This window comes from Bradyrhizobium sp. CCBAU 25360, from assembly GCF_028128695.1.
Classification (GTDB): Bacteria; Pseudomonadota; Alphaproteobacteria; order Rhizobiales; family Xanthobacteraceae; genus Bradyrhizobium; species Bradyrhizobium ottawaense.
Window position 1 is genome coordinate 241,667 of sequence record NZ_LBJA01000039.1, and the last position, 24,352, is coordinate 266,018.

Genomic DNA, 24,352 nt, shown 5'->3' on the forward strand with positions numbered 1-24,352 from the left:
AGGCATCCCCATGTTTAGACGATCCGAACAGGACAAGCGACCGCAGGTCGAGATCTTCGTCGACGGCGTTGCCGTTGCGGCGCGCCAGGGTGACACCGTCTCGGCTGCGCTACTGGCCTCCGGCCGCGACGCACGGCGTTCCACCGCTGTGAGCGGCGCACCGCGTCTGCCCTATTGCATGATGGGCGTGTGCTTCGACTGCCTCGTCACCATCGACGGTGTCGGCAACCGCCAGGGCTGCCTCGTGCCCGTTGCCGAAGGCATGCAGATCGAGATCCAGAAGGGCAAGCGGGAGATCGGAAAATGACTGTGGCTCCCAAGCGCGAAGACTATGACGTCGTGGTGATCGGCGCGGGACCAGCGGGCCTTGCCGCCGCTGCGACATCCGCCGAAGCCGGCTTGTCCACGCTGCTGCTCGACGAGAATGTCGGCCCGGGCGGTCAGGTGTTTCGCGCGATCTCTTCGACGCCGGTAACCGATCGCAATCAGCTCGGCGCCGATTATTGGGTCGGTGCCGATCTCGTGCAGTCGCTGCGTGCGACCAGCGCCGAGGTCATCCATCGTGCCACGGTCTGGAGCCTCGACCGCAACCTCGAGATCGCCGTCTCGGTCGGCGGTGCGTCCGCCTTCGTCAAGGCGCAGCGCGTGATCCTTGCGACCGGCGCACTGGAGCGGCCGTTTCCAATACCCGGCTGGACGCTGCCGGGCGTGATGACCGCGGGCGCGGCGCAGACGATGCTGAAATCATCGGCGCTGGTTCCTGATGGTCGTACGGTGATCGCGGGGCAGGGGCCGCTGCTGTGGCTGCTCGCCGCGCAGATCCTGCGCCTCGGCGGCCGCATCGACCGCATCCTCGACACCACCGAGCGCGGCAATTACTTTGCGGCGCTTCCGCACGCCTTCGCGTTCCTGACCTCACCCTATTTCGCCAAGGGTCTCGCGATGATGCGCGAGGTGAAGGCCAAGGTGCAGGTCGTCTCCGGCGTCGCGGAGCTCTCGGCGGCCGGCGACGGCCAGCTCGCCAGCGTCAGCTATGTCGCGGGCGGCAAGCGCGAGACCATTCCTGCTGACCTTCTGCTGCTGCATCAGGGCGTCGTGCCCAACGTTAATCTCGCGATGTCCGCAGGTGTCGAGCATCGCTGGGACGATCTGCAACTGTGCTGGTCGCCGGTGCTGGATGCCAGCGGCAGTTCGTCGGTCGCCGGCATTGCGATCGCCGGCGACGGCGCCGGCATCGGTGGTGCCAGTGCCGCCGTGGTGCGCGGCCGCATCGCGGCGCGCGCGGCGGTCGAAGCGTTGGCACCCGCGGCTGCCGCAAAATTTCCGTCGATGGCAGCGTTGCGTACCGATCTCGCCAAGGCCGAGCGTGGTCGTATCTTCCTCGATACGCTGTTCCGCCCCGCGCCGCAGTTCCGTATTCCCTCCGGCGACACCATCGTCTGCCGCTGCGAGGAGGTCACGGCAAAGGACGTTCTCCATTCCGTCGCGATCGGCGCGACCGGGCCGAACCAGCTCAAGGCCTATCGCCGCACCGGCATGGGCCCGTGCCAGGGCCGGCTCTGCGGCCTCACCGTCACCGAGCTGATGGCGCAGGCGCGCGGCAAGTCTCCGCAGGAGATCGGCTATTACCGGCTGCGCGCGCCGGTGAAGCCAATCACGCTTGCCGAGCTCGCGGCCGTTCCGAAGAGCGAGGTCGACGTCAAGGCGGTGGTGCGCGGATGACAAGATGCGTGGATGCGATCGTCGTCGGCGGCGGCATCCACGGATGCTCGACCGCGTTGCATCTGTGCCTCGCCGGCCTGAAACCGGTGCTGATCGAGAAGGATTATGCCGGTCGCCACGCCTCGGGCGTCAATGCCGGCGGCGTCCGCCAGCTCGCGCGGCACATCCCGGAGATTCCGCTCTCGATCCGCTCGATGGGAATCTGGGAGAAGATCAAGGATCTCCTCGACGACGATTGCAGTTTCGAGAGCCACGGCCAGGTGCTGGTCGCCGAGAACGAGGAGGAGCTCGCGGTCTGCCGCGTGCGCGTGGCCGAGCTCAATGCGCTCGGCTTCACCCACGAAGAGCTGATCGACGCGACTGAATTGCGCCGGCTGGTGCCGGCGGTGGCTGAAAGCTGTCCCGGCGGCGTGGTTTCGCGCCGTGACGGCGCGGCCAATCCGGCGCAGACGACGACGGCGTTCCGGCGCAAGGCCCAGCAGCTCGGCGCGACCGTGCGCGAGGGCATGGCCGCCAGCAACATCCGGTACAGCGATGGGCTCTGGCATGTCGATGTCGGCACTGAAACCTTTGCCGCGCCGGTGCTGGTCAACGCCGCCGGCGCCTGGGCCGGCAAGATCGCGGCGGCGCTCGGCGAGCCCGTGCCGGTCGAGACCGTGGCGCCGATGCTGATGATCACCTCGCGCGTGCCGCACTTCATCGACCCCGTCGTGATCCTGCGTGGGCGTAAACTCTCGTTCAAGCAATTCTCCAACGGCACGGTGCTGATCGGCGGCGGTCATCTGGCAACGCCCTATCAGGATCGCAACGAGACGGTGCTGGACTGGAAGAGCCTCGCGACCAGCGCACGCACCGTGTTCGAGCTGTTTCCGGTGATGCGCAGCGCCACCATCGTCCGTGCCTGGGCCGGGATCGAAGCGAAGATGAAGGACGATATTCCCGTGTTCGGACCGAGCAGCCGTCACAAGGGCCTCTATCACCAGTTCGGCTTCTCGTTGCACGGCTTTCAGCTCGGCCCCGGCGCCGGTGCCGTGATGGCGGAGCTGATCGTCAACGGCGGCACCCAGACCCGCGTCGGTGATCTCGGCATCGACCGCTTCCATCCCTCAACGCCCTAGCAACAAGAGGATATCTCATGAGCATCACCCGCAGCATCCGCACGCCCATCATGCACCGCGCCGTCGAGGCCAACGGCTTCGTCTTCCTCGGCGGCACCATCGCCGACGACACCTCGGTCTCGATGGGTGACCAGACCCGCAACATCCTGGGCAAGATCGCCGGCTATTTGAAGGAAGCCGGCACCGACAAGAGCCGCGTCGTCAGCGCGTCGATCTTCGTCACGGATCTCTCCAAGAAGAAGGAGATGGACGCGGCCTGGACCGAATTCTTCGGTGACAATCTGCCGACCCGCGCCACGGTCGGCGTCGCCGATCTCGGCGGCAGCGCGCTGATCGAGGTGGTGGTTACCGCGCTCAAGGGCTGAACGCGACAGGGACGTCGGCGCTCTCCGCGCCGTCGTCCCTCGAGCCGCGCCTTGATCTCGCGCTTCGATGGGACTAGTTAGAGGGTCCCCGATCAGGAACTTCGCAGCCATGGATTTTACCCCGACCGCAAAGCCCATCCGCCTTGCTCACGGGGAATTCCATGCCTGCTTCAATCATCCTGTCGAATCTGTCGCTGTCCACGCCTGACGGCCGTCCTCTTCTCTCAAACATCGATCTGACGTTCGGCGCCGAGCGGACCGGCCTCGTCGGTCGCAATGGCGTCGGGAAGACGACGTTGCTCGCGTCGATCTCCGGGGAGCATCTTCCCCAGGCGGGGCGCGTCGTCGTCAACGGAACAGTCGGTTTGCTGCGCCAGGATATCCAGCTCCTTGCCGGTGCGACGGTGGCCGATTTGTTCGGAGTGCGAGGTCACCTCGCGCTGCTTCGCCGCGCCGAGCGGGGGGAAGTCTCGGCCGACGACCTCGCCGAGGTCGATTGGACTCTCGAGGCACGCCTACAGGCTGCGCTTGCACGTCTCGGGTTTGATCTCGCTCCCGACACCGAGCTGGAGCGGCTGTCCGGCGGCCAGATCACGCGGGTTCGCCTCGCCGCATTGGTCTTTGCCGAGCCGGACTTCCTGCTGCTGGACGAGCCAACCAACAATCTCGACCAGGACGGCCGCAAGGCCGTGATCGATCTCCTCGCGGCCTGGCGCGGCGGTGCGATCGTCGTCAGCCACGATCGGCGCCTGCTCGATACGATGGATGCGATTGTCGAGCTGACGTCGCTCGGAGCCACGCGATACGGCGGCAATTGGAGCCGTTACCGCGAACAGAAAGCGGTCGAGCTCGCCGCCGTCAGGCACGACCTCGCGCATGCCGAGAGGCGATTATCCGAGATCGACGGCAAGGCGCAGGAGGCCGCGGAGAAGAAAGCGCGCAAGGACAGTGGCGGCAGGAAGAAGCGCGCCAAGGGCGACATGCCGCGCATCCTGGCGGGGGCGCGCAAGGATCGCAGCGAGGATACCGGCGGCAAGACCGCACAAATCGCCGAGCGGCTGCGCGTGGAAGCGCTTCAAGCCGTCGACACGGCGCGCGGGCGCATCGAAATTCTTCAGCCGCTCTCCGTCAAGCTGCCCGCGACCGGCCTGCCGGCGGCCAGGGAGGTGCTTTGGCTCGACCGCGTCAGCGCCGGCTATCGGCCGGAGCAGCCGGTCCTGCGCGATCTCTCATTTGCCGTCGTCGGCCCGGAGCGGGTCGCGCTGGTCGGGCCCAACGGCTCCGGCAAGACGACGCTGTTGAAACTCATCGCGGGGGATCTGCGTCCGCTCTCGGGCACCTTGCGGGTCAGGCCGGATTTCGCGCTGTTCGACCAGAAGGTCAGCCTGCTCGATCCCTCGATCTCCATCCTGGAGAATTTTCGGCGCCTCAATCCGAAGGCGGGAGCGAACGAATGCCATGCCGCGCTGGCGCGGTTCATGTTTCGCGCCGATGCCGCCTTGCAAGTCGCCGGAAGCCTGAGTGGCGGGCAGATGTTTCGCGCGGGCCTCGCCTGCGTGCTGGGCGGGTCATCGCCGCCGTCGCTGCTGATCCTGGACGAGCCGACCAATCATCTCGACATCGAGTCCATCGAAGCGGTCGAAGCCGGCTTGAGGGCCTATGACGGCGCGCTGCTCGTCGTCAGTCATGACGAAGCGTTCCTGCAGGCGATTGGGGTCACGCGGCGGCTCGACCTCGCCGCCAAGGTGTTGCGCACTCACGGCGGGATCGTCTGATCCCGGCCGGCGGTCCTGATATGGCAGTGATTTTCAAAAACCCGACGCCCTGCCCCCAGCGCGTCGGGTGGAAAAAATGAGTATCAATCCGTGATCCCAACGCAACTGTTGTGACGCGTCCCGCAGCAATTGACCACTCCGGGAAACTACCGCGTCGGAATCGCGCTGAGCCGGCTGGTTTGCAACCTACGATGCTGCACTCCCGCCCGGCTCGAGCGCTTCGCCGATCTCGAGCGGGTGGGCCATGGTCTCGTGCAGCGCCTCGCGGTCGAGCTCGCCTTCGGAGATGCTGATGACCACGCAGGCGACGCCGTTGCCGATCAGATTGGTCAGCGCGCGGCATTCGCTCATGAACTTGTCGATGCCGACCAGGATCGCGATCGACTGGATCGGGATGTCAGGCACGATCGAGAGTGTCGCTGCGAGCGTGATGAAGCCCGCGCCGGTCACGCCGGAGGCGCCCTTCGAGGTGATCATGGCGATGCCCAGAATGCCGAGCTCCTGCCAGATGGTCAGATGCGTGTTGGTCGCCTGCGCCAGAAACAGCGTCGCCAGCGTCATGTAGATGTTGGTGCCGTCGAGGTTGAAGCTGTAGCCGGTCGGAATCACGAGGCCGACCACGGATCGCGAGGCGCCGAGATGCTCCATCTTCTGGATCATCTGCGGCAGCACCGTCTCGGAGGACGACGTGCCGAGCACGATCAGCAGCTCGTCCTTGATGTAGGCGATGAAGCGGAGGATCGAGAAGCCGGCGAGCCGCGCGATCGCACCTAACACCACGAGCACGAACAGCATGCTGGTGAGATAGAACGTGCCGATCAGGGCGGCGAGATTGATCAGCGAGCCGAGGCCGTAGGCGCCGACCGTGAACGCCATCGCGCCGAAGGCGCCGATCGGCGCCACGCGCACGATGATGCGGATGATGCCGAAGAACATCTTGGCGGCCTTGTCGATCGCGTCCGCAATGGGCTCGCCGGCCTTGCCGAGAAAGGCGATGGCGAAGCCGGACAGGATCGAGATCAGCAGCACCTGCAAAAGGTCGCCGCGCGCGATCGCGCCCAAATAGCTGTCGGGGATGATCGCCATCAGATGGGCGACGATGCCCTCTTCCTTGGCTTTGGTGACGTAGGTGGCGACCGAGTTCGGGTCGATCGTGGCGGGATCGATGTTGAAGCCGTGCCCGGGCTGCAGGATCTCACCGACCAGGAGGCCGACCGCGAGCGCGACGGTCGAGACCGTCTCGAAATAGATCAGCGACTTCAGCCCGACCCGGCCGACGCGCTTGAGGTCGCCCATCGAGGAGATGCCGTGCACCACGGTGCAGAAGATCACCGGCGCGATCATCATCTTGATCAGCGCGATGAAGCCGTCGCCGAGCGGCTTCAAGGCCTTGCCGAGATCGGGGTAGAAATAGCCGATCAGTACGCCGAGCGCGATCGCGATCAGCACCTGCACGTAGAGGATCTTGTACCAGGGCTGTTGCCGGCGATGGATGGCTGGCTGGATCGCGACTTGTGTCATAGAGTGGCCCCGGAACGCATTGATTTTGCGTGATTTCGATCTTGCATGGCTTGCATCATGTGATGGTCGCCGCAGAAGCGACAATCACATTTTTGTCTGTTCGCACGAAGATCGGTCGCTGCACCGCAACTGGGGGGAACATGTCGACTTCATCAGGCGCCGGCCGGCAACAGCGAGGCTATTTCCCGCGTTGGACGTTGAAGACCTCAGGCGTGATCATGCCGGAGGAGCGGCTGTCATGGGGCCAGACCATCGTCTCCGGTCTCCAGCATTGCGTCGCGATGTCGGGCTCGACGATCATCGCGCCGCTGCTGATGGGCTTCGATCCCAATGTCGCCGTCCTGTTCTCCGGCATCGGCACGCTGATCTTCTTCGTCATCGTCGCCGGGCGCGTGCCGAGCTATCTCGGCTCGAGCTTCTCGTTCATCGCCGTCGTCATCGCGGCCACAGGCTATGCCGGGCAGGGGGCGAATCCCAATATTTCGGTCGCGCTCGGCGGCATCGTTGCCGCTGGAGTGCTCTATGGTGTGATCGCGCTGATCGTGATGTGGTCGGGAGTCGGCTGGATCGAGCGGCTGCTGCCGCCGGCCGTCACCGGTGCCGTGGTCGCAGCCATCGGCCTCAACCTCGCGCCCGTGGCGGTCAAGGCGGTGAGCGCGAATGCGTTCGATACCGGAATCGGACTTGCGACCGTTCTGATCATCGGCGTGGTGGCCGTTGCGGCGCCAGGCTTGTGGCGCCGCCTGCCGATCATCCTTGGCGCGATCGGCGGATATCTTCTGTACCTGCTGTTCGCCAACGGGCTCGGTTTCGGCAAGCCGATCGACTTCACTCAGCTTTCAGCCGCGCCGTGGTTCGGCATGCCGAGCTTCACCACGCCGACATTCCAGGCCGATGCGATCTTCCTGATCGCGCCGGTTGCGATCATTCTCGTTGCCGAGAATCTCGGGCACATCAAGGCCGTCGGCGCCATGACGGGCCGGAGTCTCGACGCCTATCTCGGCCGCGCCCTGTTCGCCGACAGCTTAGCTACCATCGTGGCGGCCTGCGGCGGCGGCACCGGCGTCACCACCTATGCCGAGAACATCGGCGTCATGGCGGCGACGAAGGTCTATTCGACATTGCTGTTCGCCTTCGCCGCCATGGTGTCGATCCTGCTCGGCTTCTCGCCGAAATTCGGCGCGCTGATCCTGTCGATCCCGGGACCCGTCATCGGCGGCCTCTCGATCGTGCTGTTCGGACTGATCGCGGCGATGGCGGGCCGGATCTGGGTCGAGAACAAGGTCGATTTCGCCAATCCTGCAAACCTGATCACCGTCGCCGTGGCGCTGACCGCCGGTGCGGGCGACCTCACGCTCAAATTCGGCGCATTCACGATCGGCGGGATCGGCACGGCAACTTTTGGCGCCATCATCCTCTACCAGATCCTGACCTCGCCGCTGGCGCGGCGCGCGGAGTGATTCCCAGGGATGCACGAAAGGGATGGAACAAAACGCCGGTTCCATCGATGATGAGACATCCCGGAGAGAACCCATGCCGCAAACCGATCGCTCGACCTCCTTTCCCTCGCGCCTCGTTGGCCAATACGCCCTGGTGACCGGCGCCTCGCAAGGCATCGGTCGCGCCGTCGCCATCCGGCTCGCCCAGGAAGGTGCGACTGTTGCGATCAATTATTTCGAGAACGAGGAGCGGGCGGAGGAGACGCTGGCGCATGCACGCACGGCATCGGGCGATCGTGGCCATGGCAAGCTCGATCATCTCATCGTCAGGGCCAATGTCGGCAACGCGCAGGAGATCGCCGCGATGTTCGAGACGATTTTGGCGCGCTGGAAGCGCCTCGATTGTCTCGTCAACAATGCCGGCTTCCAGAAGGAATCACCGAGCGAGGCGCTCGACGTCGAGACCTATCGGCGCATCATCGACGTCAACCTCAACGGCGCCGTGCTCTGCGCCCAGAAGGCGCTCGCGCATTTCGTGGCGCGCGGGGGAGGGGGCTCCATCATCAACTGCTCCAGCGTGCACCAGATCATCCCGAAACCCGGCTATCTCGCCTATTCGATCAGCAAGGGCGGCATGGCCAATCTGACGCGCACGCTGGCGCTGGAGTTCGCCGGCCGCGGCATTCGCGTCAACGCGGTCGGGCCCGGCGCGATCGACACGCCGATCAACGCGGCCTGGACCGGCGATCCCGAAAAGCGCGGCGTCGTCACCAGCCACATTCCCATGGGACGCGTCGGTACGCCGGAGGAGATCGCCGCCGTGTTCGCCTTCCTCGCCTCGGACGATGCGAGCTACATCACCGGGCAGACCCTCTACGCCTGCGGAGGCCTGACGCTCTTTCCGGAATTCCGCGAGAACTGGGCGAGTTGATCTCAGTTTGGGACTGTGAGGATGGCGGTCGGGCCGGGTAGGGGTCTGCGGCGCCGTGTGCTATCGACCGTGGACGACGCTGCCGCTATTGGCAAGCGTCGACACATGAAGGGCTCGTGACCACAACCATCAACATCAATGCCTACAGCGACGCGCTGGTGGTCCTCGGCACTGCCGGCGTCGTGGTGCCGATTGTCCGCCATTGGGGCATCAATCCCGTGCTGGGCTATCTCGGTGCCGGCGCCATTCTCGGTCCGCTCGGGCTCGGCTCGCTCGTTCAGCAGCTCCCGTTGCTGTACTGGGTCACCGTCGCCGACGCGCAGAATGTCGAGGGTATCGCCAATCTCGGTATCGTCTTCCTGCTGTTCCTGATCGGGCTCGAACTATCTTTCAGGCGGCTCGTCACGATGCGGCGCCTGGTGTTCGGGCTTGGTGGCCTGCAGGTGCTGGCGACGTCCGCCATGATTTTCGGCGTGACGCTTCTCTCCGGGCAGAGCTCGGATACGGCCGTCATCCTGGGCGCGAGCCTTGCGTTGTCCTCGACGGCGATCGTGCTCGAGCTTTTGTCCACCGAGAAACGACTTGCGACCACTGCCGGTCGCGCCAGCTTCTCGGTGCTGCTGGCCCAGGACCTCGCAGTCGTTCCCATTCTGGTTTTCGTCTCGGTGCTCGGCGCGGAGAGTGGCGGCTCCGTCCTGGCGCACATCTCCAGCGCGATCCTGAAGGCCGCGCTGGCGGTCGCTGTCCTCACTCTGCTCGGACGGCTGCTGATGCGGCCGCTGTTCCAGATGGTTGCGGGCACCCACTCGACGGAGCTGTTTGTCGCCGCGACCTTGTTCGTCATCGTCGGCGCAGGGATTGCCGCGCACCAGGCGGGCCTGTCGATGGCGCTCGGAGCATTCGTTGCGGGACTGATGCTGGCGGAAACGGAGTATGGCAAGGCCATTGAGGCCACCGTCGAGCCGTTCAAGGGCCTGCTGCTGGGCATCTTCTTCTTCACGGTCGGCATGGCCATCGACTTCCGCGTGTTCATGCGCGAGCCTGGTTGGCTGCTGGCTGCGGTCATCGGCATTCTCGTCGGCAAGGCGATCGTGCTCATCATGCTCGGCCGGCTCTTCAGGCTGTCCTGGGCGACGGCGATCGAGATCGGCTTCCTGCTGGGTCCCGTCGGCGAATTCGCGTTCGTCAGCATCGGAATGGCGGCGGCCGGCGGTCTGATCGAGCCGCGCGTGTCGAGCTTTGCCGTCGCCATCACCGCCGTGACGATGGCCTTGACGCCGCTTTTGGGCGCGCTCGGACGCCGACTGGCCGCGAAGCTGGGTCCTGAGCGCTCGCCCGATCCAGAGCTGGCGGTCCGGCCGCCCGGCGACCGGGCGCAGGCCATCGTGGTCGGCTACGGCCGCGTTGGAAAAGTCGTCTGTTCGCTGCTGACCAGCCACGGCCTGAACTACATCGCGGTCGATCACGAGGCCGTCGCCGTGGCGCGCGACCGCCGCGACGGTCACAAGGTCTATTTTGGCGATGCGACAGAGCTCGGTTTCCTCGAGGCTTGCGGCCTGATGCAGACGACCGGTGTGATCATCACCATCCAGTCGCGGCCGGCGATCGATGCTGTCGTCGAGCGGATCCGGGCGGTGCGGCCGGATGTGCTGATCGTTTCACGTGCGCGGGATGCCGACCATGCCCGTCACCTCTATGCGATCGGCGCAACCGATGCGGTGCCGGAAACCATCGAGGCAAGCCTGCAGCTTTCCGAAGCCGCACTGGTCGGCCTCGGAGTTGCGGTCGGGAATGCGATAGCCTCGGTGCACGAGAAGCGGGATGAATTCCGGCTGACGCTGCAGCAAGCCGCCCGCATTGCCGGACAGGAGAAAGTGCGCCCGCTCGATCTCACGGGGCGCCGGTCCCCGCGATAACCGCCCATCCGGGTCGCTATGCGCTGCGGACTGCGATGATCTGGCAAAACCCGCCCGCGCAGACTACATCTGCGCCATGGCAAACGCTCCACTGGCAAGCTCCCCGCTCCAGGATTTCGTCGGCCGGCACGAAAAACTGTTCGTGCTGACCGGCGCCGGCTGCAGCACCAATTCTGGCATTCCCGATTATCGCGACAGCAACGGCAACTGGAAGCGGACCCAGCCGGTCAACTTCCAGTCCTTCATGTCGGACGAGCATACGCGGCGGCGCTATTGGGCGCGCAGCCTGATCGGCTGGCGGCGGTTCGGCCAGGCTCGCCCGAACGATGCGCATCGTGCGCTGGCCCGGCTCGAGGCGAACGGCCGGTGCGGGATGCTGCTGACCCAGAACGTCGACCGGCTGCATCAGTCGGCCGGCCACCGCCAGGTGATCGACCTGCACGGCCGGCTCGATCTGGTTCGCTGCATGGGCTGCGGCCGCAAGACGCCGCGCGATGAGTTTCAGCACGCGCTTGGTCGCGCGAATGCGGCGTGGCTGACGCTCGATGCGGCCGATGCACCCGATGGCGACGCTGATCTGGAGCACGAGGAGTTTTCGTCCTTCCAGGTACCTCCTTGCGAAGCCTGCGGCGGCATCCTCAAGCCCGACGTCGTGTTCTTCGGCGAGAACGTGCCCCGCGACATCGTCGCCACCGCGCAGGATCATCTGGCGCAGGCCGACGCCATGCTGATCGTCGGCTCCTCGCTGATGGTCTATTCCGGATTCCGCTTCGTGCAGGCTGCCGCGCAGCGCAATATTCCGATTGCGGCGGTCAATCTCGGCCGCACCCGCGCCGACGATCTCCTGACGCTGAAGGTCGAGGAGCGCTGCGAGGCGGCGCTTGCATTCCTGCTCTGATCGCGCAGGCGGTGAACTCAGCTTGCCTATTGCATAGGTGCCAAGCAGAATGGCCGGGCGCGGCGTTGTCCTCGTCGTCCATGGCATGGAAATTGCTGCGCTTTCGACCTCAGTCTTGACGATCAGCGCGGAGAATTTGGAATGCTTGAGGGAGCCGAGGTGCGGCTTGCCGTCGATATCGGTGGTACGTTCACCGACATCGTGCTGGACGTGGGGCAGGATCGCAAGACGCGCAAGCTGCTGACGACGCCGCAGCGCCCCGAACAGGCCGTGCTGGACGGGATGCGTCTCATTCTCGCCGATGCGCGCGCTCATATCAGCGACATCGACGTCTTCATTCACGGCACCACGCTCGCCACCAACGCCATCATCGAGCGCCGCGGTGCCAAGACGGCCCTGATTGCGACCGAAGGCTTTCGCGACGTGCTCGATATCGGCACCGAGAGCCGCTACGATCAATATGATCTCGGCATCGACAAACCGAGGCCGCTGGCGCCGCGCAGCCTGCGTTTCACCGTGCCCGAGCGCGTCGACGCCCACGGCGCCGTCCGTCTCCCGCTCGACGAAGCGTCGGTGCGTGCACTCGCGCCGAAATTGCGTGAGCTGGGCGTCGCGAGCGTCGCGATCGCGTTCCTGCACTCCTATGCCAATCCCGAGCACGAGCGACGTGCGGCCGCGATCCTGGCCGAGGAGATGCCTGATATCTCCGTGACGGTGTCCTCGGCCGTTTGCCCGGAGATTCGCGAGTATGAGCGCACATCGACAGCGGTCGCGAACGCCTATGTGCAACCCCTGATCGACGGCTATCTCGCCCGCATGGCCGACGCCTTGCAGGTCGAGCAGTTCCGCGGCGCGATCTATCTCGTCACCTCAGGCGGCGGCGTCACCTCGATCGAGACGGCGCGGCGCTTTCCGGTGCGCCTCGTCGAGTCCGGGCCTGCCGGCGGCGCAATCTTCGCGGCGCAGATCGCGGCGCGTCTTGGCGAGAGCAAGGTGCTGTCCTTCGACATGGGCGGCACCACGGCAAAGATTTGCCTGATCGAAAAGTACCAGCCCGAGACCTCGCGCGTGTTCGAGGTCGATCGCGCCGCGCGCTTCCTCAAAGGCTCCGGCCTGCCGGTGCGCATCCCCGTGATCGAGATGGTCGAGATCGGCGCCGGGGGCGGCTCGATCGCCCATGTCGACGCGATGAAGCGCGTCACCGTCGGGCCCGAGAGTGCATCGTCCGAGCCGGGCCCGGCCTGCTACGGCCGCGGCGGCCAGCGTCCGGCGGTGACCGATGCGGACGTCGCGCTCGGCATGATTGATCCCGACGCATTTGCCGGCGGTACGATCAAGCTCGACCCTGAACTTTCGAAGCAGGCGCTGCTGCGCAGCGTCGGCGAGCCGCTCGGCCTGTCGGCAGAGACTGCGGCCTATGCCGTGCACGAGGTCGTCTGCGAGAACATGGCGAGTGCGGCGCGTGTCCATGCGGTCGAGCGCGGCGAGATCGTCGGCCAGCACACGCTGATCGCCTTTGGCGGCGCGGCACCGCTGCATGCGGCGCGCGTCGCCGAGAAGATCGGCGTCTCCCGGGTAATCGTGCCGTCGAATGCCGGTGTCGGCTCGGCCGTCGGTTTCCTTGCGGCACCGATCGCCTATGAGCTGGTGCGCAGTCGCCATGTCCGGCTCGACGATTTCGACACCGAAGCGGTGTCGGATCTCCTGCAGGAGATGGTGACCGAGGCGCGCGCGCTGGTCGAGCCTGGTGCTGCCGGTGCGCCGGTGCGCGAACGACGCGCCGCCTTCATGCGCTATGTCGGCCAGGGCCATGAGATCTCGGTCGAGCTGCCGAACCGGCGGCTGACGGGGGCCGATCTCGCCGGCCTGCGCCAGAAGTTCGAGGCGGACTATTCCGCGATGTTCGAGCGGCCGATCCCGGGCGCCGCGATCGAGGTGTTGAGCTGGTCGGTGCTCGCTACGACGGAGGCGCGCAATCCATCTGCTGTCGCCGCCGTCACGCGCAAGCCTGCCGGCAAGGCTGTCGGCAGCCGCAAATTCTTCGACGGCCGCGCCGGCGAGGTGATCGAGATCCCGCTCTATCGCCGCGAGGACATGGTGCCGGGCGCGACCATCGCAGGCCCGGCCGTGATCGCGGAGGACGAGACCTCTACCTTCGTTTCCACCAGTTTTGATGCCCATATCGACGGTGCCGGCAGCATCGTCATGGAACGGAAGGCGGCCTGATCATGAGCAAGGCAAATGGCGCGAGCCTGATCGACCTTCAGATCATGTGGCACCGGCTGATCGCCGTGGTCGAGGAGCAGGCCCAGGTGCTGCTCCGCACCGCCTTCAGCCCGATCGTGCGCGAATGCGGCGACCTCTCGGCCGGCGTGTTCGACCTCAAGGGGCGGATGCTGGCGCAGGCGGTGACCGGCACGCCCGGTCACGTCAACTCGATGGCGGAATCGGTCAAGCACTTCATCAACCACTTCCCGATCGAGACGATGAAGGAGGGTGATGCCTACATCACCAACGATCCCTGGATGGGCACCGGTCATCTCAACGACTTCGTCGTCACCACGCCCTGCTTCAAGGACGGCAAACCGGTCGCGCTGTTCTCCTGCACCAGCCACCTGATGGACATCGGCGGCATCGGCTTCGGGCCTGACGCCACCGACGTGTTCATGGAGGGGCTCTACATCCCCATGCTGAAGCTGATCGACCAGGGCGTCGTCAACGAGACGCTGATGGCGATGATCCGCACCAACACGCGGCTGCCGATCGATACCGAGGGCGACACCTATTCGCTCGCCGGCTGCAACGACGTCGGCTGCGAGCGCCTGGTCGAGATGATGACCGAGTTCGGCATCGACACGCTCGACGGGCTCGGCGACTACATCTGCGACCGTTCGCGCGAGGCCGTGCTGGCCGAGATCGCAAAGCTGCCGAAGGGCAGCTGGCGCAACACCATGGTGGTCGACGGCTATGATGCGCCGGTGACGCTGGCTGCGACGCTGACGATCTCGGATGCGGGCATCCATGTCGATTTCGACGGCACCTCCGCGGCCTCGAAATTCGGCATCAACGTGCCCTTGTCCTACACCACCGCCTACACTGTGTTCGGCCTCGGCTGTGTCGTGGCGTCGCAGATCCCGAACAATGCCGGCTCGCTGTCGCCGCTGACGGTGTCGGCACCCGCAGGCGCGATCCTGAATGCGCCGAAGCCCGCGCCGGTCGCCTCGCGCCACATCATCGGGCAGATGCTGCCCGACGTGGTGTTCGGCTGCCTGCGCCAGATCATTCCCGAGCGCGTTCCGGCCGAAGGCACCTCGTGCCTGTGGAATCTCAACGTCCGCGGCCAGACCCGCTCCGGCGTCGGCGGCAATTACGGATTCTCGATGGCGGTGACCTCCAATGGCGGCACCGGTGCGCGCTTCGGCAAGGATGGGTTGTCGGCCACCGCCTATCCCAGCGGCGTGCGCGGCACGCCGGTCGAGATCGCGGAGACGCAGACGCCGCTGATCTTCTGGCGCAAGGAGCTGCGTCCGGATTCCGGCGGGGCAGGGCGCACCCGCGGCGGCCTCGGCCAGATCATCGAGGTCGGCAGCGGCGTCGATGCGCCGTTCGACATCTTGGCGGCGTTCGACCGCATCGATCATCCGCCGCGCGGGCGCGATGGCGGCAAGAACGGCGAGGCCGGCTATGTCGGCCTCAAGTCAGGCAAGAAGCTGCGTGGAAAAGGATTTCAGCAGGTGCCGCCGGACGACCGGCTTGTTGTGCTGACGCCGGGCGGCGCCGGCATCGGCGCCCCCACGACGCGCGATCGCGCGGCGGTCAGGGACGACATCGAAAGCGGGCTCGTGTCCGCCGACAATGCGGCTGCAGTTTATGGGTACCCGCGCTGACAAACCAGTGCGCTTGGTAAACGGAGGGGAGCAATGATCACGCGACGGAACTTCACCGCGGGCGCAGCGACGCTGCTCGCCGCCGGCCACATCTCGACCCGCGCCCGGGCGGCGACGGCGAGCTGGGACATGTCGACGGTCTGGCCCGACGGCAATTTCCACACCCAGAACGCGATGGCCTTCGCGGAAGAAGTGAAGAAGCAGAGCGGCGGCTCGGTCGCGATTACCGTGAAGGCCGGTGGCCAACTCGGCTTCAAGGGACCCGAACATCTGCGCGCCGTGCGCGACGGCCTGGTGCCGCTTGCCGACGTCCTCAACATCCAGCAGGTCGGCGACGAGCCCTTCATGGGCGTCGAGAGCATTCCCTTCCTCTGCAGCTCGATGGACGAACTGAAGGTGCTGCACAAATATGTGCGGCCCGAATACGAGAAAGTCGCCGCACGCAACAACCAGAAGATCCTCTACATCGTGCCGTGGCCGACGCAGTATCTGCATCTCAAGGTCAAGGTCGCCGATGTCGACGGATTGAAGAACATCAAGATCCGCGTGCCCGACAAGAACGCCGTCGACATGCTGGCCGTGGTCGGCATGGCGCCGGTGATGATCCCCTGGGGCGAGACCATCCCCGCGCTCGCCTCGGGCGCCGTCGCGGGCGTCTCGACCTCGGCGGTCTCGGGCGTCGACGGCAAGTTCTGGGAATTCCTGAAATACGTCTACCCGACCAATCACGTCTGGTCCTCGCAGATGCTCACCGTCAATCTCGATTCCTGGAAGGCGCTGAGCGCCGACCAACAGCAGATGGTCGCCGGCATCGCCGCGAAGATGGAGCCGGGGTTCTGGGCGAACTCGCTCAAGGCCGATGCCGACAGCCTCAACCGCCTGAAGGAGGGCGGCATGGAGGTGGTGCCGGTCTCGGGCGCGATGATGACGGATATCCGGGCCAAGACCGCGCCGCAGCTCGACGCCTTCCTCAAGCGCGTGCCGGCGGCCGATAAGCCGGTGCGGGCCTATCTCGCCGAAATGAAGCGCTGAGGCCGATATGGTCAGCGTTTCGCCCGCGGCTTCACAAAGTCTCAACGCCGCGGCGCCGGCGCCGCTGCGCATTCTGCTCGACGGCATCGACCGTCTCGGCCGGCTCGACGGCTGGATCGGCGGCGGCTGCCTGTTGACGCTGACACTGCTGATGCTGTGCGAGGTCGCAACGCGCTTCCTCTCGAATTTCCTGTCGTTCTTCCCGCCGACGATCTCGATTGCCTGGGAATACTCATCCTATCTGATGGCGGCGTCCTTCACCTTCGGAGCCGCCATGACCTTGCGTGTCGGCGGCCACATCCGTGTCGTGCTACTGCTCAAGAACGCGCCGGCGCCGTTGCAACGGGCGCTGGAGATCCTGTCGGCCGCGGCCGGTTTTGCCTTCATGGCGTTCCTGACCTCGGCCATGGCGAAGTTCGCTTTCGGCGCCTATGTGCGCGGCCAGGTCTCGACCTCGAGCGACACGCCGCTGTGGTTTCCGGAAGCCGTCGTCACCTTCGGCATGCTGCTGCTCACGCTGCAATTCCTGGCACGCGCGATCCAGGCCGTGCTCGGCCTGCCGCTGGAGGATCACCGCATGAAGGCCTCGCCCGTCGAATGACAGCTTTGCTCGCTCCTGGATTCCAGATCGCATGACCATCGAAGTCGTCGCCCTCTTCGCGATCCTGTTTGCGCTGCTGGCCTGCGGCGTGTGGATCGGCCTCACGCTCGCGCTGACAGCGACATTGCTGCTCGCGATGTTCCGCTCGATCCCGCTGGACAAGCTGTTGCCGCAATACGCCTGGAACATCCTGACCACGCAGGAGCTGCTGGCGCTGCCGCTGTTCATCCTGATGGGCGAGCTGCTGTTCCGCACCCGCCTGTCGCGCTCGCTGTTTCAGGGGCTGGCGCCCTGGGCGGGGTTGCTGCCCGGCCGATTGCTGCATGTCAACGTGATCGGCTGCACCATCTTCGCGGCGATCTCGGGCTCGTCGGCCGCGACCACGCAGGTGATCGGCCGCATGTCGCTCAACGAGCTCTTGCGCCGCGGCTATTCGCGCGACATCGCGATCGGTTCGCTCGCCGGTGCCGGCACGCTCGGCTTCCTGATCCCGCCGTCCAACATCATGATCATCTACGGCGTGCTCGGCGACGTCTCGATCCTGAAACTGTTCACGGCCGGCGTGCTGCCCGGACTTCTGCTCGCCGCAACCTTCATGGGCTGGGTGATGCTGCACACGACCCTCAACCGCAGCATGGTGCCGGAGACGGAAGCCAAACTGTCGCAGGTGCCGTGGCGCGAGCGCTTTGCCGCGCTGAAGGATCTCGCGCCCGCGCTGTTCCTGATCGCCTGCGTGCTCGGCTCGATGTATGGCGGGCTCGCGACCCCGTCGGAAGCCGCCGCCGTCGGCGTGCTCGGCGCGGCGCTGGTCGCCTGGGCGCAGGGCTCGATGTCGCAGCAGGTGATACGCGACGTGCTCATCGGCTCGGTCGTGACCTGCTCGATGATCGCGCTGATCGTGCTCGGCGCTTCGATCCTCGGCAATGCCGCGGCCTTTCTCGGCATCCCGCAGGCCGTCGCCGCCTTCGTCAAGGGGCTCGGCCTGTCGCCCTTCATGCTGATCGTCGTGCTGATCGTCTTCTACCTGATCCTCGGCTGCTTCCTCGACGGCTTCTCGATGATCGTGATGACCTTGCCGATCGTGCTGCCCATCGTGAAGGGGGCAGGCTTCGACGAGATCTGGTTCGGCATCTTCCTCGTGCTCGCGGTCGAGATGGCGCAGATCACGCCGCCCGTCGGCTTCAACCTGTTCGTCATCCAGGGCCTCACCGAGGACGGCCTCGGCTACATCGCGCGCGTGACGCTGCCGTATCTCGTCATCATGATCGGCTTCGTGCTGCTGCTGACGCTCTGGCCCGGCATCGTCACGATTCTGCCGCGGGTGCTGTACGGGTAGATTGGTCGAGGGCGGGTGCCGCAGCCGTCAGCGGAATGGCGTTGCGGTGCGGCGGGGATCGCAGGCCTGCCCACCTACCATCCGTTGTGTTGCCTGACGGGCAAAACACTCCAGCGCTGGGTCGATACCCGTGCGCGAAAATATTCGCATTTACAGAAATTCGGTTTTGCCGTACAAGCCAACACATCCCGCCCGCCACAAGGGGCGTTTCGCGATCGTCACGGGACGCGGGCCGGGATGCGGTGGCCGCGACGGCGTCGGCGCGCGATGATGGCTGCAGGGCGGGAAACCGTGAGCAGCGACAGGCGCGATACGACACGGCGCTGACAGCGTCCTTGTTCGGCCCCGATGGCGAGCGCACGCCAGCCGTCGGGGATGCGGATGGGGATGTGCGCGGACGGAGAAGTCGTGTGGTCCTGACGCCCGGGGTCTGTGCGTCAAGGCTTGCGGTGATGTGGCGGCCCGACCGGGCGCGTGCATCAGCCATCTGCAAGGCGACGGGGGCAATAGTGCATCGCTCCCCGGGGAGAGCACGAAGGACACCGTGAAAACCATCGCGCAGGGAAGGCCGGGCGACCGGCATCACCTGTCGTCCACCCCGTGCGCGTTTCTTTCGCACACGCGGGACCTCGGGTGCCAGCCGGCGCCCGGCCTTCCCTGCGCCCTTGCTTTTAAAGGGCGGAAGAGATCAGCAAAGCTCGGGCAAGTCAGGCCGCGAGAATAAGCAGTCATGTCCATCGCTAAACAACGGTCTCGTGCCCCGGACGCAGTGCAACGCGCCGCGTCTTCGCGGCGTGGTGCGCTGCAGAGCCGGGGCCCATGCATCAGCGAAGTGTGTAGCCTTCTGGGTCCCGGCTCTGCGCAGCAGCGTAAGAACGCTGCAGCGCGTCCGGGACACGAGAGAGGCGCGCCAAACGTCGTCCCGGCTTGTCGACCGGGACGACTTGCGCGAGCAAGAGCGAAGGGGTGTTCAGCCCGGCCTAGGCCGCCGCCTTCTTGCGCGCGAGCTCGGCCTTGTACAGTTCGAACTCTTCTGCAACCGCCTTCGCGACCGACGGCCGCTGGCGCAGGCGCTCGTAATAGGCCTTCACGTTCGGCCATTTGGCGAGATCGATCGGCGGCGTCGCCATGGTCCAGTTGATGACCGTGACCAGATAGGCGTCGGCAACGCTGAAATGGTCGAGCAGGAAGTCGCGCCCCTTCAGGTAGTTGTCGAGATAGTCGAGCCGCGACAGGTTCTTCTCGAGGGCATAGGCCTTGGTCTCCTGCGGGGCCTTGCGATCGAGCACCGGGATGAAGAGGCCCTTGTGAAGTTCGGTGCCGATGAAGCACAGCCATTGATGCAGCCGCGTGCGCTCGATGCCCTCTGCGGCGCCAAGCCCGGATTGCGGGAAGCGGTCGGCGACGTATTGCAGGATTGCCGCGTTCTCGGTCAGAACCACGCCCTCGTCGGTGCGCAGCGTCGGCACCAGGCCGATCGGATTGACGGCGCGGAAGTCGGAGCCGTCGCTCAGCACGGTCTTGGTCGGCGGGTCGACCTCGAGATAGTTCGCTTCGGCGCCGGCTTCATACAGCGCGACGCGTGTTGCCATCGAACAGGCGAGCGGCGAGAAATAGAGATCCATCTGTAGCCTCCTTGGGCAATTTCTGAGATTTCGCTCAACCTGGCCAGATTGATTTTTGTACCATGTTGCATAATATGGGATCGGTCAAGGATTAGTTTGCGAAATGGTACAAAAATCGAAGCCGCCAGCTGCTGCCAATGAACCCGAGGGCGCCGGCCAACCTAAGCGCCGCGGCCGTCCGCGCGCCTACCAGCCCGATATCGCGCTCGGCAAGGCGCTGGATCTGTTCCGCCGGCAGGGTTTTGCCGCGACCTCGCTCGATGATCTCAGCGAAGCGACCGGGATGAACCGCCCGAGCCTTTACGGCGCCTTCGGCGACAAGCGGGAGCTCTACATCAAGAGCTATCAGCGCTACCGCGAGGATGCGCGGGCCTCCATGGCTGCGATCTTCCGCGAGGAGATGCCGGTGCGTCAGCGGCTGGAACGCATCTTCGCCTCCGCGCTGAACATCTATCTCTCGGGCGAGACCGGTCCGCGCGGCTGCTTTACGGTGGTGACCGCGGCGTCAGAAGCCGTTGACGATCCCGAGATCCGCGCCATGGTGCTCGACGGTCTCAACGAGCTCGACAAGGCCTTTGCAAACTGCTTCCGCCGCGCCAAGGAGAACGGCGAGCTGCCGGCGAGCGCCGATCCGGTCGTGCTGGCGCAGATCGCATCAGCCACCGTCCACACCATCGCCATCCGCTCGCGCGCGCGTGTATCGCGCAAGGAGCTGGAGGCGATCGTGAAGGGGGCGATCGACGTGATGGTGGGGGCCAGGAGTTAGGCTGTCGTCCCGGGGCGCGCGTAGCGCGAGCCCGGGACCCATAGCCACAGGGAGGTGTTTGGCGAAGACTAGGAGTTACCAGCTCGCCTAACAAACTTCTCCCTGGGGTTATGGGTCCCCGCCTTCGCGGGGACGACAGCGAGTATGTCGCCCGATCCCGCGCTCAACTACGCCGCGCGGATTTGCGCGAGGAAGCGATCCACCTCGTCCCGCAGCCGCTGCGACTGCTTCGACAGCTCGATCGCCGAACCCAGCACCTCCTCGGCCGCCGTGCCTGTTGCGGCGATGCCGGCAGTGACACCGGAGATGTTCTGCGAGACCTCGCCGGTGCGGGCGGCCGCCTGCTGGACGTTCTGTGCGATCTCCTGCGTCGCCGTGCCCTGCTGGCCGACGGCTGCGGCGATCGCGGCGGAGATTTCGTCGACTTGCTGGATCGTCGCGCAGATCGACTGGATGCCGTCCACAGCGCCTGATGTCTCGCCCTGCACCGCGTTGACCTGGGCGCCGATCTCCTCGGTCGCCTTCGCCGTCTGCGTCGCCAGTGCCTTGACCTCGGAAGCGACCACGGCAAAGCCGCGGCCGGCTTCGCCCGCGCGCGCCGCTTCGATCGTCGCGTTCAGCGCCAGCAGGTTGGTCTGGCCCGCGATGCCGTTGATGAAGGAGACGACGTCACCGATCTTTTGCGCCGCGTCCGCCAGGCTCTGCACGCGCTCGTTCGAGCGCCGTCCGTCGCTCGCGGCCTTGCCCACCACTTCGGTCGCGTGGGCGAGGCGCCGGCTGATCTCGGTCATCGACGAGGACAACTCCTCGGCTGCTGCGGCGACGGTCTGCACATTTTCCGAGGCCAGCGCCGACGCGGATGATACGGCGCCGGTCTGCTGTCGGGATTGCTCGACGATGGCCGACATCGAGCGCGCCGTATGCTCCATCTCGACCGCAGCCGAGGACACCGTGGTGACGACGTCGCGGATGCTGGCCTCGAAATTGTCGGCAAGCGCGGCGAAGGCACGCCGCTTCTCCGCTTCGGACTGCGCCTTGGCCTCCAGCTGCTCGGCCTGAAGCTTGCCAAAGTTGACGGCGTTGTCGCGGAACACCGCGACCGCCTTCACCATCGCCCCGACTTCGTCATTCGCCTTGCTGGCGGGGATGGTGACGTCGGTCCGGCCGTCTGCGAGCTCGCGCATGACGGACGTGATGGAGAGGATCGGACGCGAGATGCTGCGGGCGATGAGATAGCCGACGATGGCGGCAAGCACGAGCCCGATCGCGGCGATCGCAATCGCGAGCATCCAGGCGCGGTCGGCCGAGGCCTCGTAATCGGCATTGTCCATCACCAGTTCGACGGCGCCGAGCGGCTTTCCGGAAAAATCCCTGATCGGTCCGAGCAGCGCCGCCACCGGCGTATTGTCGAGCTTGGCCCGCTTCACCGTGAAGCTGCCTGTGGTAGCGCGGCCGTAATCGGCCGCGTCGAAGAAGCTCTTGCCCTTCAGCGTGCCGCCGAACAGCTTGAAGCCCGAGCCGTCGGCGAGGTGGAAGGCGACGTCGACATGGCGGTTGGTCTTGAAATCGTCGAGGAAGGACTGGCCGAAGGTCAGGCCGAATTCGACCGAGCCGAGCTGCTTGGCTCCTTGCGCGATCGGCACCACGCCGCGGATGCCGAGCCCGGCGACGCCGCCTTCGAGGCCGACCACGACCTTGCGATCCTGGTTGGCGACGACGACGGTCTTGCGGAATCCGCTGAGGTCGTCGCCGAACTTGGCGGGCTGGTGCACGCGCAGGAACGAGGTCGCCGGCGCCACATGGAACTGGAACTGCTCGACACCGTATTCCGATTTGGTCGCGGCAAAGACCGGCCCGAACAGGGCTATCAGGGCGTTGCGGTCCTGCTTGGCCATCGCATCCTGCGTCGCCGGCATCGCGGCCACGACCGTGCTCATGGCGGCGGCCCGGTGCGATTCCTCGGCGATGCGCGACTGAAGGGCATCATAATGGCTGTGCAGCTCGCGCTGGTCGGCGCGGTCGATGATCCCCGCGATGATCCACATCGCCCCGAGCACCGCAAACAGGGCGGTTGCCGCCGCCGTCACCGCGAGGGCAACCGTGATCCGCATCCTGAGGCCGAGGCTCGCGCGCATGTTCGACTCGTTGTTTGAGCGTTGGTTAACAACGCTTATCAACTTCTCGCTAAGAGAGGGTGAACGGGATACCGGCGGAGCGCTGTGGTTGTGAGCGATCGTTAGGCCAGCCCGGTTGCCTCCCCACAAGCGGGGTCGTCCCCGCGAACGCGGGGACCCATACCGCGGAATCTATCAAGTAAAGGCAGTCGCAGTACCGAGCTGCGACTTTTCGCAAAACTTCACCCTGTGGTTATGGATCCCCGCGTGCGCGGGGATGACACGGAATTTGCAGAACCAGCGTTCGCAAAATTCCGAGCGCCTCAATAGCCCCTGGCCCGGTCCACCACGTTCTCCAGCGTGCCGCCGGCCTCGAACCGTGCGATCTGCTCGGCGACATAGGCCGAGATCGCGTCCGCGTCGGTGTCGGCTGCGTTGTGGGGCGTCAGCACCACCTTGGGATGGGTCCAGAACCGGCTGTCCGCCGGCTGCGGCTCCTGCACGAAGACATCGAGCGAGGCGGCGCCCAGCGTGCCGTCGTCGAGGCAGGCGAGGATGTCGGCCTCGTTCTGCAAGCCCCCGCGGCCGGCATTGATCAGCACCGGCGCGCCGAGCGGGCTGTTGCGGTTGAGCTTGGTGAAGACGTCGCGGTTGAGGATGCCGTGCGTCTCCGGCGTCAGCGGCAGCAGGCAGACCAGGATATCCGTCGCGCGCAGGAATGCATCGATCTGGGCCGAGCCATGGAAGCATTCGACACCATCGATCGCGCGCTGGCTGCGGCTCCAGCCGGCGACGCGGAAGCCGAGCCGGCGCAGCACGTCGGCCGCATCCGCTCCTAACGTGCCGAGCCCCATGACGCCAACCGTGACCGCGCTCGCAGGCCATTGATATTTCGGCTCCCAGCGTTTTGCGCGCTGCGAGTCCCGCAAATAGAGCTCCTGGCGGTGATGCATCAGCACGTGCAGCACGACATATTCAGTCATGCGGCCGGTCAGGTCGGGTACGGCGACCCGGACCAGCGGCACATCGGGCAGGCTCTTGTCCGCCATCAGCGCATCGACGCCGGCGCCGAGATTGAAGATCGCCCGCAGATTGGGGAAGGCGCCGAGATCGCCGGGCACCGGCTTCCACACCGTGGCATAGTGCACCTCGGCGGGATCGAGCGTGGAATCCGGCAGCAGCACCACACGGCGGCCGCCGCAGACAGCGTCAAACCGGGCCTTCCAGCGCTCGGGCAACCAGTTCTGCTGCGTGCTGTTGATCAGGACGGCCAGTGTGCCCTTGGTCATTCGAAGTGCCTCGTCGG

The 24,352-nt window shown here is 65.8% G+C and carries 19 protein-coding genes; 15 read left to right on the forward strand and 4 right to left on the reverse strand.

The window, feature by feature from the left end; all coding sequences use genetic code 11:
* The first annotated feature begins 10 nt into the window (after positions 1-10).
* The 5 genes from XH81_RS18860 (at position 11) to XH81_RS18880 (ending at position 4,980) form a co-directional block, all read left to right on the forward strand.
* Positions 11-307, forward strand: coding sequence for a (2Fe-2S)-binding protein (locus tag XH81_RS18860; protein WP_028140357.1), 297 nt, complete (start codon positions 11-13; stop codon positions 305-307).
* Complete coding sequence (locus XH81_RS18865; protein ID WP_028140356.1) at positions 304-1,722, forward strand: FAD/NAD(P)-dependent oxidoreductase; 1,419 nt, start codon at positions 304-306, stop codon at positions 1,720-1,722. The genes XH81_RS18860 and XH81_RS18865 overlap by 4 nt, the downstream gene beginning before the upstream one ends.
* Positions 1,719-2,840: an NAD(P)/FAD-dependent oxidoreductase gene (locus XH81_RS18870; RefSeq protein WP_028140355.1), complete on the forward strand. Its 1,122-nt coding sequence runs from the start codon at positions 1,719-1,721 to the stop codon at positions 2,838-2,840. Before XH81_RS18865 ends, XH81_RS18870 begins: the two co-directional genes overlap by 4 nt.
* Positions 2,841-2,857: 17 nt before the next feature.
* A complete protein-coding gene (locus XH81_RS18875) occupies positions 2,858-3,205 on the forward strand; it encodes a RidA family protein (protein WP_027545617.1) in 348 nt (115 codons plus the stop codon).
* Between the two features lie 161 nt (positions 3,206-3,366).
* Complete coding sequence (locus XH81_RS18880; protein WP_028140354.1) at positions 3,367-4,980, forward strand: ABC-F family ATP-binding cassette domain-containing protein; 1,614 nt, start codon at positions 3,367-3,369, stop codon at positions 4,978-4,980.
* Between the two features lie 186 nt (positions 4,981-5,166).
* On the opposite strand, the gene XH81_RS18885 is transcribed toward XH81_RS18880, so the two are convergent.
* Positions 5,167-6,501, reverse strand: a complete 1,335-nt coding sequence (locus XH81_RS18885) for a dicarboxylate/amino acid:cation symporter (protein ID WP_028140353.1) — start codon at positions 6,499-6,501, stop codon at positions 5,167-5,169.
* Between the two features lie 140 nt (positions 6,502-6,641).
* Here XH81_RS18885 and XH81_RS18890 point away from each other — a divergent pair, with 140 nt between their 5' ends.
* From XH81_RS18890 to XH81_RS18930, 9 genes are all read left to right on the forward strand, one after another.
* A complete protein-coding gene (locus XH81_RS18890; RefSeq protein WP_028140352.1) occupies positions 6,642-7,961 on the forward strand; it encodes a solute carrier family 23 protein in 1,320 nt (439 codons plus the stop codon).
* A 73-nt stretch (positions 7,962-8,034) separates the two neighbouring features.
* The gene (locus XH81_RS18895) at positions 8,035-8,871 is read left to right on the forward strand and encodes an SDR family oxidoreductase (RefSeq protein WP_028140351.1); all 837 of its coding nucleotides are present in this window, start codon (positions 8,035-8,037) and stop codon (positions 8,869-8,871) included.
* A gap of 116 nt (positions 8,872-8,987) precedes the next feature.
* On the forward strand, positions 8,988-10,787 hold the full coding sequence (locus XH81_RS18900) for a cation:proton antiporter domain-containing protein (protein WP_028140350.1): 1,800 nt from the start codon (positions 8,988-8,990) through the stop codon (positions 10,785-10,787).
* Between the two features lie 76 nt (positions 10,788-10,863).
* Positions 10,864-11,685, forward strand: coding sequence for an NAD-dependent protein deacetylase (locus XH81_RS18905; protein ID WP_028140349.1), 822 nt, complete (start codon positions 10,864-10,866; stop codon positions 11,683-11,685).
* A gap of 141 nt (positions 11,686-11,826) precedes the next feature.
* A complete protein-coding gene (locus XH81_RS18910; RefSeq protein ID WP_028140348.1) occupies positions 11,827-13,911 on the forward strand; it encodes a hydantoinase/oxoprolinase family protein in 2,085 nt (694 codons plus the stop codon).
* Between the two features lie 2 nt (positions 13,912-13,913).
* Positions 13,914-15,572, forward strand: coding sequence for a hydantoinase B/oxoprolinase family protein (locus tag XH81_RS18915; RefSeq protein ID WP_038951027.1), 1,659 nt, complete (start codon positions 13,914-13,916; stop codon positions 15,570-15,572).
* Between the two features lie 33 nt (positions 15,573-15,605).
* Positions 15,606-16,604, forward strand: coding sequence for a TRAP transporter substrate-binding protein (locus XH81_RS18920; RefSeq protein WP_095426692.1), 999 nt, complete (start codon positions 15,606-15,608; stop codon positions 16,602-16,604).
* A gap of 7 nt (positions 16,605-16,611) precedes the next feature.
* Positions 16,612-17,205 (forward strand): TRAP transporter small permease subunit, encoded by a 594-nt coding sequence (locus tag XH81_RS18925; RefSeq protein ID WP_038951026.1) that lies wholly within the window; start codon positions 16,612-16,614, stop codon positions 17,203-17,205.
* 31 nt (positions 17,206-17,236) lie between these two features.
* Positions 17,237-18,541: a TRAP transporter large permease gene (locus XH81_RS18930; RefSeq protein WP_095426690.1), complete on the forward strand. Its 1,305-nt coding sequence runs from the start codon at positions 17,237-17,239 to the stop codon at positions 18,539-18,541.
* Positions 18,542-19,521: 980 nt separating this feature from the next.
* Here XH81_RS18930 and XH81_RS18935 read toward each other — a convergent pair.
* Complete coding sequence (locus XH81_RS18935) at positions 19,522-20,166, reverse strand: glutathione binding-like protein (protein WP_095426689.1); 645 nt, start codon at positions 20,164-20,166, stop codon at positions 19,522-19,524.
* A 103-nt stretch (positions 20,167-20,269) separates the two neighbouring features.
* On the opposite strand from XH81_RS18935, the gene XH81_RS18940 reads away from it, so the two are divergent.
* Positions 20,270-20,932 carry a TetR/AcrR family transcriptional regulator gene (locus XH81_RS18940; protein ID WP_095426688.1) on the forward strand — a complete coding sequence of 221 codons (663 nt, stop codon included), beginning with the start codon at positions 20,270-20,272 and terminating at the stop codon, positions 20,930-20,932.
* A gap of 167 nt (positions 20,933-21,099) precedes the next feature.
* On the opposite strand, the gene XH81_RS18945 is transcribed toward XH81_RS18940, so the two are convergent.
* Both XH81_RS18945 and XH81_RS18950 read right to left on the reverse strand, forming a co-directional pair.
* The gene (locus XH81_RS18945; RefSeq protein WP_161966359.1) at positions 21,100-23,067 is read right to left on the reverse strand and encodes a methyl-accepting chemotaxis protein; all 1,968 of its coding nucleotides are present in this window, start codon (positions 23,065-23,067) and stop codon (positions 21,100-21,102) included.
* A 302-nt stretch (positions 23,068-23,369) separates the two neighbouring features.
* Positions 23,370-24,335: a 2-hydroxyacid dehydrogenase gene (locus tag XH81_RS18950; RefSeq protein ID WP_212429075.1), complete on the reverse strand. Its 966-nt coding sequence runs from the start codon at positions 24,333-24,335 to the stop codon at positions 23,370-23,372.
* Positions 24,336-24,352: the final 17 nt, after the last annotated feature.